Annotated in this window: 9 protein-coding genes; 6 read left to right on the forward strand and 3 right to left on the reverse strand. The window is 63.6% G+C overall.

The window, feature by feature from the left end; translation table 11 throughout:
- The first annotated feature begins 146 nt into the window (after positions 1-146).
- The 6 genes from glaH to proP all read left to right on the forward strand — a co-directional run bounded on the left by glaH (position 147) and on the right by proP (position 7,868).
- On the forward strand, positions 147-1,124 hold the full coding sequence (gene glaH, locus R9B85_RS24460) for a glutarate dioxygenase GlaH (RefSeq protein WP_112253494.1): 978 nt from the start codon (positions 147-149) through the stop codon (positions 1,122-1,124).
- 113 nt (positions 1,125-1,237) lie between these two features.
- Positions 1,238-2,500, forward strand: coding sequence for an L-2-hydroxyglutarate oxidase (lhgO, locus tag R9B85_RS24465; protein ID WP_112253495.1), 1,263 nt, complete (start codon positions 1,238-1,240; stop codon positions 2,498-2,500).
- Positions 2,501-2,651: 151 nt separating this feature from the next.
- The gene (gene gabP / locus R9B85_RS24470) at positions 2,652-4,043 is read left to right on the forward strand and encodes a GABA permease (protein ID WP_112253496.1); all 1,392 of its coding nucleotides are present in this window, start codon (positions 2,652-2,654) and stop codon (positions 4,041-4,043) included.
- Between the two features lie 87 nt (positions 4,044-4,130).
- Positions 4,131-5,024 carry a PA4780 family RIO1-like protein kinase gene (locus R9B85_RS24475; protein ID WP_112253497.1) on the forward strand — a complete coding sequence of 298 codons (894 nt, stop codon included), beginning with the start codon at positions 4,131-4,133 and terminating at the stop codon, positions 5,022-5,024.
- A gap of 207 nt (positions 5,025-5,231) precedes the next feature.
- On the forward strand, positions 5,232-6,206 hold the full coding sequence (gene hemB, locus R9B85_RS24480; RefSeq protein WP_013972900.1) for a porphobilinogen synthase: 975 nt from the start codon (positions 5,232-5,234) through the stop codon (positions 6,204-6,206).
- Between the two features lie 159 nt (positions 6,207-6,365).
- Positions 6,366-7,868: a glycine betaine/L-proline transporter ProP gene (gene proP / locus R9B85_RS24485; protein WP_112253498.1), complete on the forward strand. Its 1,503-nt coding sequence runs from the start codon at positions 6,366-6,368 to the stop codon at positions 7,866-7,868.
- Here the strand turns inward: proP and R9B85_RS24490 are convergent, their stop codons facing one another.
- The 3 genes from R9B85_RS24490 to treS all read right to left on the reverse strand — a co-directional run bounded on the left by R9B85_RS24490 (position 7,869) and on the right by treS (position 12,111).
- The gene (locus tag R9B85_RS24490) at positions 7,869-8,570 is read right to left on the reverse strand and encodes a YoaK family protein (RefSeq protein WP_112253499.1); all 702 of its coding nucleotides are present in this window, start codon (positions 8,568-8,570) and stop codon (positions 7,869-7,871) included.
- A gap of 10 nt (positions 8,571-8,580) precedes the next feature.
- The gene (locus R9B85_RS24495) at positions 8,581-9,207 is read right to left on the reverse strand and encodes a riboflavin synthase subunit alpha (RefSeq protein WP_252378561.1); all 627 of its coding nucleotides are present in this window, start codon (positions 9,205-9,207) and stop codon (positions 8,581-8,583) included.
- Between the two features lie 837 nt (positions 9,208-10,044).
- Positions 10,045-12,111 carry a maltose alpha-D-glucosyltransferase gene (gene treS / locus R9B85_RS24500; protein WP_423770662.1) on the reverse strand — a complete coding sequence of 689 codons (2,067 nt, stop codon included), beginning with the start codon at positions 12,109-12,111 and terminating at the stop codon, positions 10,045-10,047.
- Positions 12,112-12,187 lie beyond the last annotated feature (76 nt).

Below are 12,187 nucleotides of genomic sequence, written 5' to 3' on the forward strand. Positions count from 1 at the left end.
GCGAAAAACAATGGACAAACACGTCTTTTGTCGTTGTTAAATAAAAATGTAGACATTTTGTAGTTATGGCGATAATTTTACCTCGCCCGCACTGATCCAGGTCATGACCGGACGGCGCCACTCACTTTCTCTGCCAGGACACAGCCATGAACGCTTTTACGCAGATCGACGAACTTGTGATGCCACTGCCGCTCGAACCGCGTGGTTACACCATCGCCCCCTCGAAACAGTCGCCGCGCCTGCTTGAACTCACCTTCGCCCGTGAAACGGTCGAAGCGTTCGTCCAGGCGGTTGCCCAGTGGCCGGTGCAGGCGCTGGAGTACAAGTCGTTCCTGCGCTTCCGGGTTGGCGAGATCCTCGACGAGCTGTGCCAAGGCACCCTGCGGCCGGTGCTGCTCAATACCATCCTCAACCGCGCCAGCGGCGGCATGCTGATCACCCCGGTCGGCCTGGATGACGTGAGCCAGGCCGAGGACATGGTCAAGTTCACCACCGCCTGCGCACACCTGATCGGGCGCTCCAACTACGACGCCATGAGCGGCCAGTTCTATGCCCGCTTCGTGGTGGTCAACACCGACAACTCCGACAGCTACCTGCGCCAGCCGCACCGGGTCATGGAGCTGCACAACGATGGCACCTTCGTCGACCAGATCACCGACTACGTGCTGATGCTGAAGATCGACGAAAAGAACATGGAAGGCGGCAATTCGCTGCTGCTGCACCTGGACGACTGGGAGCAGTGCGACGAATTTTTCCGCCACCCGCTGGCCCGTCGCGAAATGCGCTGGACCGCACCGCCGAGCAAGAAGGTCTCCGAGGATGTGTTCCACTCGGTATTCGACACCGATGCCGAAGGCCGCCCGACCATGCGCTACATCGACCAGTTCGTGCAGCCGGAAAACTACGAGGAGGGCATCTGGCTGAACGCCTTGTCCGAATCGCTGGAAGGCAGCGAGAATAAGCTTTCGGTACCGGTTGGCGTGGGTAGCTTCCTGCTGATCAACAACCTGTTCTGGCTGCATGGCCGCGACCGCTTCACGCCGCACGAAGGCCTGCGCCGCGAGCTGATGCGCCAGCGCGGTTACGTGGCCTTCCCCAAGCCGCTGTACCAGCGCGGGCAATAATGACAGGGCGCGGGGCGGGCGCCCGCCCAGCGTCTTTGTACAAAACGATGCCACCAGGGCCCGCGCGGGCCGTGGTGAGCCAGTCAGGCAATGCCTGCGTGTGAGGTAAGGCTGTGTACGATTTCATCATCATTGGCGGTGGCATTGTGGGCATGTCCACGGCCATGCACCTGATCAAGGTCTACCCGGATGCGAAGATTCTCCTGTTGGAGAAAGAGTCCGGCCCGGCCCGCCACCAGACCGGCCACAACAGCGGCGTGATCCACGCCGGCGTGTATTACACCCCCGGCAGCCTCAAGGCGCGCTTCTGCCTGGAAGGCAACAAGGCCACCAAGGCCTTCTGCACCCAGCACGGTATTCGCTTCGATGAGTGCGGCAAGCTGCTGGTGGCCACCAACGACCTGGAAATGCAGCGCATGAAGGCGCTGTGGGAGCGCACCGCGGCCAATGGCCTGGAGCGCTACTGGTTGTCTGCGGGGGAGCTGCGCGAGCGCGAGCCCAATATTGTTGGCATGGGCGGCATCTTCGTGCCCTCCAGCGGCATCGTCAATTACGCCGAAGTGACTGCGGCCATGGGTGCCGAGTTTCAGCGCGCCGGCGGTGAAATCCGCTATGGCACCGAGGTGGTCGGCCTGCAGGAGCTGGCCAGCGAAGTGATCGTGCGCACGCGTGGCGAGCATCGTGACGACGAGTTGCGCAGCCGTTTCCTGGTGACCTGCTCGGGTCTGATGGCCGACCGCGTGGTGAGCATGCTGGGCTTGCGTACCGAGTTCGTCATCTGCCCGTTCCGGGGCGAGTATTACCTTCTGCCCAAGCAGCACAACCAGATCGTCAACCACCTGATCTACCCGATTCCCGACCCGTCCATGCCGTTCCTGGGCGTGCACCTGACACGCATGATCGACGGCACGGTCACCGTTGGCCCCAACGCCGTGCTGGCGATGAAGCGCGAGGGCTACCGCAAGAGCGATGTCAGCCCGGCCGACCTGTTCCAGACCCTGACCACCCCTGGCATCCTCAAGGTGCTGGCGAAGAACTTCCGCCCTGGCCTGATCGAGATGAAGAACTCGCTGTTCAAGGGTGGCTACCTCAAGCAGGTACAGAAGTACTGCCCGAGCATCACCAAGGCCGACCTCACGCCATACCCGGCCGGCGTGCGTGCCCAGGCCGTTTCGCGTGACGGCAAGCTGATCGACGACTTCCTGTTCGTCAACACCGCTCGCAGCGTCAATGTGTGCAATGCACCGTCGCCGGCCGCCACCTCCGCCATCCCGATCGGTGCCTACATCGTCGACAAGGTATGCGAGCAGGTCGGCCGCCAAGGCGGCAGTTTCCCCAAGGCCGACCTGGCGCCTCGCCAGCGGGCTGGCGGCTGACTTACCCGTAATACGTTCTGCGGTTTCGTTTTACTCAACCCGTACTGCCCTACTCACCATCTGGGGCAGGGCGGGCTTTTTCGCGCCTGCGTCGGTGACGTGCAAGCCGGCGGCCCCTGCGTGGGCATGACAAAAACAACAAGGTAGCGCCATGCAAACCCACAAGAACAATTTGAGTCATGGATTGAAATCCAGGCATGTCACCATGCTGTCCATTGCCGGCGTGATCGGTGCCGGCCTGTTCGTCGGCTCCGGCCGTGCGATTGCCGAAGCAGGGCCCGCCACCATCCTGGCCTATATCCTGGCCGGTGCGCTGGTGGTGCTGGTGATGCGCATGCTGGCCGAAATGGCCGTTGCCTCACCGGACACCGGTTCGTTCTCGACCTATGCCGACCTCGCCATCGGCAAGTGGGCCGGCTACACCATCGGCTGGCTGTACTGGTGGTTCTGGGTACTGATCATCCCCATCGAGGCCAATATCGCCGCCACCATCATCAATTCCTGGGTCCCGCAGCTGGAGATCTGGGTCTTGTCGTTGGTGATTACCCTGTTGCTGACCGCCACCAACCTGTTCAGCGTGAAGAACTACGGTGAGTTCGAGTTCTGGCTGGCGCTGGTGAAGGTGGTGGCCATTGTCGGCTTCATCGCACTGGGGGTGTGCGCCATCTTCGGCCTGTTGCCAGGCTCTGGTGTCAGCGGGGTGTCGCGCCTGTGGGACAATGGCGGCTTCATGCCCAACGGTTTTGGTGCGGTGCTCAGCGCCATGCTGATTACCATGTTCTCGTTCCTCGGTGCCGAGGTGGTGACCATCGCCGCGGCCGAGTCGGACGAAGCAGGCAAGCATATTTCCAAGGCCACCAACTCAGTGATCTGGCGAATCACCCTGTTTTATATCCTGTCGATCTTCATTGTCATTGCGTTGGTGCCGTGGACTGACCCGCGCCTGGCCACCGAGGGGTCCTATGTCACGGTGCTGGACACCCTGGGCGTGCCGAATGCCAAGGCCATCATCGACTTCGTGGTGCTGACGTCGGTGACCAGTTGCCTCAACTCGTCGCTGTATACCGCTTCGCGCATGGTCTACTCGCTGAGCCGCCGCGGTGATGCGCCGGCCTGTGCCCAGGTGACCAGCCGCAGCGGCACCCCCGTGGTAGCTGTGCTGCTGTCCACTGGCGCAGCTTTCTTGGCCGTGATCGCCAATTACCTGGTACCGGCCAAGGTGTTCGGCTTCCTCATGGCAAGCTCCGGCGCCATTGCATTGCTGGTGTACCTGGTTATCGCCGTTTCCCAGCTGCGCCTGCGCCAGCGCCTGACTGCACAGGGCAAGACATTGGGCTACCGCATGTGGCTGTTCCCGTGGCTGACGTGGGGCGTGATCCTGTTCATCAGTGGCGTGCTGGTGCTGATGCTGTTCCGCCCGGACCACCGCCTGGAAGTGGTATCGACCATGGTGCTGGCGGTGCTGGTGGTGTGTTCGGGCCTTCTGGTCACACGGCGCCGGGCGCGCGAGGTGGTGGTTGGCCGCGTAGGGCAGGGCGCCTGAGCCGTTCGGCCTGAAGACAGACGAGCAAGTCGCATCAGGCTGTGAGAGGATGTCCGCCATCACAGCCAGGACCCCGAACGCAGCCTGATGAAGACACCCAAAAGAATCGAACCCCTGATCGAAGACGGCCTGGTCGACGAAGTACTGCGGCCGTTGATGAGTGGCAAGGAAGCCGCCGTGTATGTCGTGCGTTGTGGCAACCAGGTGCGCTGCGCCAAGGTTTATAAAGAAGCCAACAAGCGTAGTTTCCGCCAGGCGGCCGAGTACCAGGAGGGCCGTAAGGTCCGCAACAGCCGTCAGGCCCGGGCCATGGCCAAGGGCAGCAAGTACGGCCGCAAGGAAGCCGAAGACGCCTGGCAGAACGCCGAAGTGGCGGCGCTGTTCCGCCTGGCCGGCGCTGGTGTGAGGGTTCCCAAGCCCTACGATTTCCAGGATGGCGTACTGTTGATGGAGCTGGTGACCGATGCCGACGGTGACGCGGCCCCGCGCCTGAACGATGTGCACCTCGAGGCCGAGGATGCCCGGGCGTTCCACGCCTTCGTCATTCGCCAGATCGTGCTGATGCTGTGTGCCGGGCTGGTGCATGGCGACCTGTCGGAGTTCAACGTGCTGCTTGGCCCGGACGGGCCGGTGATCATCGACCTGCCGCAGGCGGTGGATGCAGCGGCCAACAACCACGCCTTCAGCATGCTGCAGCGTGATGTGGCCAACATGGCCCATTATTTCGGGCGCTTTGCGCCGGAGCTGAAAAGTACCCGTTATGCGCAGGAGATTTGGGCCTTGTACGAGGCGGGCAAATTGCTGCCTGACAGCGAATTGACCGGCGTGTTCGAGGATGACGAACATGAAGCCGACGTAAGTGGCGTGATGCGCGAAATTGACGCAGCCCGGCTGGATGACGCCCGGCGCCGCGCGGCGCGCGCCGAGGCCGAGCATGGAGAGGCCAGGGCAGAGGAGCCTGCGCCGCCCTGGCTTCAGTGATGTGTTGCCTGTGCCGGCCTCTTCGCGGGCACGCCCGCTCCCACAGGAATCGCGCTGTACTTGTGGGAGCGGGTTTACCCGCGAAGAGGCCGGCACAGGAAAAATGCAGCCATTGCCTTTGACGCAAGACAATATCTCGTCATCTGGCCTTTTCACTGGCGCGCGACAGGCATAAGGTATACGCCGTTCAAATTCCCTGGAGCTGTCATGTCCAACCAATTCCCGTCCGTTCGCCCCCGCCGCCTGCGCCAGAACGAGTCCCTGCGCACGATCTTCCAGGAAACCGAGTTCCGCCTTGAAGACCTGATCCTGCCGATCTTCGTCGAAGAGGGCATCGATGACTTCGTGCCGATCACCAGCATGCCGGGCGTCAACCGCATCCCCGAGAAGCTGCTGGCACAGGAAATCGAGCGCTATGCCCGCGCCGGTATCAAGTCGGTAATGACCTTTGGCGTTTCGCACAACCTGGACGCCGTCGGCAGCGACACCTGGAACGAAAACGGCCTGGTCGCGCGCATGTCGCGCATCTGCAAGGACACCGTGCCGGAAATGGTGGTGATGTCCGACACCTGCTTCTGCGAATACACCAGCCACGGCCACTGCGGCGTGCTGCACGACCACGGCGTGGACAACGACGCCACCCTGGCCAACCTGGGCAAGCAGGCGGTCATCGCCGCCGCTGCCGGTGCCGACTTCATTGCCCCGTCGGCGGCGATGGACGGCCAGGTCCAGGCCATCCGTAGCGCACTGGATGGTGCCGGCTTCCATGACACCGCGATCATGGCCTACTCCACCAAATTCGCCTCGTCGCTGTATGGCCCGTTCCGTGAAGCCGGTGGTACCGCACTGAAGGGCGACCGCAAGAGCTACCAGATGAACCCGATGAACCGCCGCGAAGCCGTGCGTGAGTCGCTGCTCGACGAGCAGGAAGGGGCCGATGTGCTGATGGTCAAGCCGGCCGGAGCCTACCTCGATGTGATCGCCGACATCCGTGCCGCGTCCCGCCTGCCGCTGGCGGCGTACCAGGTGAGCGGTGAGTACGCGATGATCAAGTTTGGCGGCCTGGCTGGCGCCATCGATGAAGGCCGGGTGGTGCGTGAAAGCATTGGCGCGATCAAGCGTGCCGGTGCCGACCTGATCCTCACCTACTTCGCCATGGACCTGGCCCGCGAAGGCATCTGACCGCGAGCCGTTGCCCATGCAAGCCGCTGCCATGGCAGCGGCTTTTCTTTACCGGCCCAGCAATCGGTGAGGAAAAATACAAAAAAGCAGTAAGCGCTGAATTATTTAGTGTCCCGTTGTATCTCATCCCTTAGAGCATTCATCGACAGGGATACGGACATGAAACCTCGCAAGAAAAACCTCCAGCCAATCGGCCTGAAGGACATCACCATTGTCGACGACGGCAAGATGCGCAAGGCAATCACCGCGGCAGCGCTGGGCAATGCCATGGAGTGGTTCGACTTCGGCGTCTACGGCTTCGTCGCCTACGCCCTGGGCAAGGTATTCTTCCCCAACGCCGACCCAAGCGTGCAGATGATCGCGGCGTTGGCCACGTTCTCGGTGCCGTTTCTGATCAGGCCTCTGGGCGGGCTGTTCTTCGGCGCCTTGGGCGACCGATTCGGGCGGCAGAAAATCCTCGCTGCGACCATCGTGATCATGTCGCTCAGTACCTTTGCCATCGGCCTGATACCGTCCTATGCCAGCATCGGTATCTGGGCGCCGATCCTGTTGCTGCTGGCCAAGATGGCCCAGGGCTTCTCGGTGGGGGGCGAGTACACCGGTGCGTCGATCTTCGTCGCTGAATACGCCCCTGACCGTAAACGGGGGTTTCTCGGCAGTTGGCTGGACTTCGGCTCGATTGCCGGGTTCGTGTTGGGTGCCGGTGTGGTGGTGTTGATCTCTACGGTGCTGGGTGAGGACAAGTTCCTCGAATGGGGTTGGCGCCTGCCGTTCTTCCTCGCCTTGCCGCTGGGCATCATCGGCCTGTACCTGCGCCATGCGCTGGAGGAAACGCCAGCCTTCCAGCAGCATGTCGACAAACTGGAGCAGGGCGACCGCGAAGGCCTGGCTTCCGGGCCCAAGGTGTCCTTCAAGGAGGTTGCCACCCAGCACTGGCGCAGCCTGGTGACCTGCATCGGCGTGGTGATCGCCACCAACGTCACCTACTACATGCTGCTCACGTACATGCCCAGCTACCTGTCGCACAACCTGCACTACAGCGAAGACCATGGCGTGCTGATCATCATCGCAATCATGGTCGGCATGCTGTTCGTGCAGCCGATGATCGGGCTGCTCAGCGACAAGTTCGGCCGTCGACCGTTCATCATCGTCGGCAGCGTCGGCCTGTTCGTGCTGGCCATCCCGGCATTCATGCTGATCAACAGCGGTGTACTGGGGGTGATCTTTGCCGGGCTGCTGATCATTGCCGTGCTGCTGAACTTCTTCATCGGCGTGATGGCCTCCACGCTACCGGCAATGTTCCCCACGCACATCCGCTACAGCGCCCTCGCCAGCGCCTTCAATATCTCGGTGCTGATCGCCGGCCTCACCCCGACCATCGCCGCCTGGCTGGTGGAGAGTACTGGCAACCTGTACATGCCGGCCTACTACCTGATGGTGATCGCGGCCGTGGGGCTGGTCACCGGCCTGACCATGAAGGAAACCGCCAACAAGCCGCTGCGCGGCGCGGCACCGGCAGCATCGGATATCGAGGAAGCGCGTGAGCTGCTACAGGAGCACCACGACAACATCGAGCAAAGGATCGAGGACATCGATGCGCAGATTGCCGAACTTGAGGCCAAACGCAAGTTGCTGGTGCAGCAGCACCCGCGCATCGAGTGATCAGTGTGGCATGTAGCCACGCTGCCATGTCCGCGGAATGAACCGCGACACCAGGGCCAGCACGCAGGCCAGCGCGCAGCTGCCGGCCAGCGCCTGCAGGCCCAGGTGATGCTCCAGCCATGCACCCAGCGCGGCGCCCAGCAGCATGCCGGCCCAAGGCACCAGTTGCACCCGCCAGCCATTGCGCCGCTCGCCCAGCAGCCAGCGCGCCAGCCCACGACCGAAGCGTGACAGGGCGCCGGTGACGTAGGTCAGGCCGATCGGCAGGCCGTTCACCTGTTCGACCACGGCGTTGATCATGCCCATGGCCAGCGTGGCAGCGAGCAGCGCTGGAAGGGTCGCAGCCCAGGGCCATGCGGCTGCAAAGCCCAGCAGGGCGGCGACCACCAGCAGCACCGGCCAGGCCCGGCGGCGGAAAGCGCGCGCCAGCAGCACGCCCAGGGCGTTGCCGACGACGAAGCCCAGCACTGCAGCACTCAGGCGCAGCACCAGGGCCAGGTCTGCATCGCTGATGGCAACAGCCAGGCGCGTGGTGTTGCCACTCATGAACGACACGAAGTCGCCCAGCGCCAGCAGGCCAATGGCATCGGTCATGCCGGCCAGCACCGACAGGCCGGCGACCAGGCCTAGGCCGACACGACCACGCAGAACCTGCAGGCGTAGCCGCTTGGCTGTGCGCGCGGGAAGGGTGTTGGGCAGCATGCTCGGGAACTCAGCGAGGCATTTCGCGGGCCAGGGTGCTCTTGATGGTGCGCTCTACTACATCGACCAGCACCATGGTCTGGTGGTCCACTTCGATATTGAGCAGATCGCCGGCCTTGTAGTCAGGGAAGGTGGTCTGGCGCAGGGTTTCCGGGATCAGGTTGATGGTGATCACGTTGTCCTCGACATCGGCTACGGTCAGGCTGCAGCCATTGACCCCGATGAAACCGCGCGGGAACACGTACTTGCCCCATTCCGGGGGCATGCGGAACTTGATGAAAGCACCGGTTTCCTTGATCGACAGCTCGACGACTCCGGCGGTGGTGGCGATGTGGCCGGCCATCAGGTGGCCGCCGACTTCGGCGTTCATCTTCGCCGAACGTTCGATGTTGACGCCCTGGCCGGCCTTGAAGTTGCGCAGGTTGGTACGCTCCAGGGTGGCGGTCATGGCGTCGAACCGGACCTGGGTGCCGTGGATCTCGGTGACCGACAGGCAGGTGCCTTCGACACTGACGCTGGCGCCGATCTTCAGCTCGTCGAGCAGTTCCGAGGTGAGGTCGATGGTGAACTGGTTGTGGCCCGGGTAGGTGGTCACATCAAGTAGAGGGCGGACGGCCTGGACGATGCCGGTGTACATGGAGTTGCTCCTGGGCACGGGAAAGAAAACTTCCGAACGCTATGCCCGTGGAGCGGTAAAAGCAAGCTGGCCATTTGTCTGGGCACTTGGAGCCCCCGCGGCACCCTGTGGGGGCGGGCATGCCCGCGAAGCAGGCGACGCGGAGGATGGCACCGGCTGCGCCGGTGTTCGCGGGTGAACCCGCTCCCACAGGTATGGCGCATTCCTTCCGCTGGCGGGGTCCTTGTGGGAGCGGGCATGCCCGCGAAGCAGGCGACGCGGTGGTGGCACCGGCTACGCCGGTATTCGCGGGCGCGCCCGCTCCCACAGGTATGGCGCATTCCTTCAGCTGATGGGCCCCCTGTGGAAGCGGGTTCACCCGCGAAGCAGGCGACGCGATGGAGGGCACCGGCTACGCCGGTGTTCGCGGGCGCGCCCGCTCCCACAGGTATGGCGCATTCCTTCAGCTGGCGGGGTCCTTGTGGGAGCGGGCATGCCCGCGAAGCAGGCGACGCGGTGATGGCACCGGCTACGCCGGTATTCGCGGGCGCGCCCGCTCCCACAGGTATGGCGCATTCCTTCAGCTGATGGGCCCCCTGTGGGAGCGGGTTCACCCGCGAAGCAGGCGACGCGGTGATGGCACCGGCTGCGCCGGTGTTCGCGGGCGCGCCCGCTCCCACAGGTATGGCGCATTCCTTCAGCTGACGGGGGACTCTGTGGGAGCGGGTTTACCCGCGAAGCAGGCGACGCGGTGGATGGCACCGGCTACGCCGGTATTCGCGGGCGCGCCCGCTCCCACAGGTATCGCGTGGCTGCCGTTCAGAGCTTCACCGGCGAAGGCAATGGGGCGAATACAATTCAGACATGGCCGCTGCTGTTGACGATTCGCAGGCACAGCGCCTCATACGGGTCCAGGTTTACCATCAGTCGCCCATCCTCGGTCAAATCCCCTTCGACCGTTTCATTGATCATGTCCACCACCGGCCCCGGCGTGAACCCGGTCAGTTGCAGCTCCTCGGCAATCACTTCCTGGCCAAAGTTCAGCGCACTGATCTGGATACCGCGCCCGGCCGGCAGCTCATGCACCATCACCAGCAAGCCGGGGCTGCTGACTTCGGGCACCAGCACCTGGCGGCTGGTGGCGATGCCATAGGCCTGGCGCACCGCCAGCAGTTTCTTCACCTTGCAGGCAAACGAATCGCCGTTTTCCAGCTGGCTGTCCAGGCTGCCATACAGCGCCCGGGCCCGGGGCATGCCACGTACCGATGACTGGGCCTGCGGCTCCAGGCCGGCCAGGTCGTAGCCGCCCCGGTGAATCCAGCGGGTATCGCCATCGAGCATCCGCTGCGCGACCGCTTCGGCGGGCAAGGGCAGGGCGCCCACCAGGTCCCAGCCGGACAACGCCACCACCCCTGGCTGCATGGCGTTGTACATGACCAGCAGCAGGTGCACCTTCTGGATCAGCTCGATTTCTGCCACCCCGATCTGCCCAAGGTCGCGGATGCCCAGGGCGGCAGCGATCAGGCTGGCCGTGGTACAGGCTATGCCATTGGTGACGAAACGCAGGTTGTACGGCGCATGCTCGCCCGACAGCCGTTCGTAGATCTCTTCGCGAATGTGCTCGCGCAGGATGCCGCCCGGCAAGGTCTGGCCTTTGTACAAGTACATGTCATGGGCATGCAGGGTCCAGAAATGCACCAGTTCCACGGTCAACTCGTCATGGTTCTGCAAGGCATGGATCAGCGAGGCCGGGTCGATGCCGAAGGCGTGCATTTCCTTGAGCATCAGGCGCAGGAACTCGGTGTCGCCGGTCAGCAGCGCATGCTGGTAGGCCGGCCGGGTAATGAAATCGTAGGACAGGTCGGCACCGCCTTTGGACATCTGCGCGATGTCGTCGAGGGTCAGGTTCAGCTCCTGGAAGCTGAAGCCGCCAGCCTTGCGGATCATGCCGCCGATCAGCTGGTTGCCGACGATCGACAGCGGGTGGCTTTCCGACCAGGCCGTGCCGCTGGCGCGCGTTTCCACGCCGAGAAAGCCGTTGGCATCCAGGCGCAGGCCGCGGGCACCCAGGCAGTCCAGGGCGTGCAGGGCATCGCCAATGATCATCTGCTGGGCGGCGAAGGTCGGGTCCAGCCAGTTCAGCGACGGCTGGCCTTCCTTGAAATAGTGCAGGTACACCCAGCGCCGGGTCTTGCCATCCACACCGGTCACCGGCGGCGTGGCGCTCCAGTCGGTTTCCTTCACCCCTGGTTCGAAGAAGATCACCCGTTGCAGCTGGCCGACGATGTAATGGCGGGCCTTGAGCTCGTCGCACTGGGCCGGCAGCAGGTTGACCGAGTCGCGCCCGGCAGGCACTTCGGGCAGCAGCGGCCAGTCTTCCTCGCGGATTTCGACCATGTGGTACAGCCCCGGGTAGGGGCCGTAGGCCAGCTCGGCCAGGCGGAAGTCGGCGCCCTTGCCAGTGTGCGAGGGGATCAGGTCGTCGATGGTCACGGCGTTGTGCGCGGCGGCCATGCGGCTCATCTGGACCAGCTCCTGCTCGCTGCCGTACAGCGGGTCGATGTCGAAACTGATGCGGTCGAAGTTGCCGTCCACGCTGGGGGTGAGTTCACGGCCGCGAATGCCGCCGGACAGCTTGATAGGGCCGGTGTGCAGGCCCTGGATGCCGATCTCCGACAAACGCTTCCACAGCGCCTCGTGGGCCAGGGCGCCAAGCACCGAACAACCTTCGGGGGCGATGATGGCATCGGGGTAGACGGTCAGCCAGACCGAAGCGATTTCAGTGGCGCGGCGGGGCTGGGCTTCTGCGTAGGGCTGTTGCCACAGGCGCGACTGGCCCGAGTACAGATGGGTGCGTTGCTGGGAGGCCCTGAGCATGGCGCGGTCTTCGAGCCATTTGACGTATGACGGGTCGGGTTGGGTCATTTCGCGTCCTCTTTGCGTGTCGGCAGCGGCTCAGGTTATGACGACTGTGGCGGCTGATCGTTCGGCTCGAGAATGG

Origin of the sequence: Pseudomonas sp. NLJ1 (genome assembly GCF_049486705.1) — a bacterium.
Classification (GTDB): domain Bacteria; phylum Pseudomonadota; class Gammaproteobacteria; order Pseudomonadales; family Pseudomonadaceae; genus Aquipseudomonas; species Aquipseudomonas inefficax.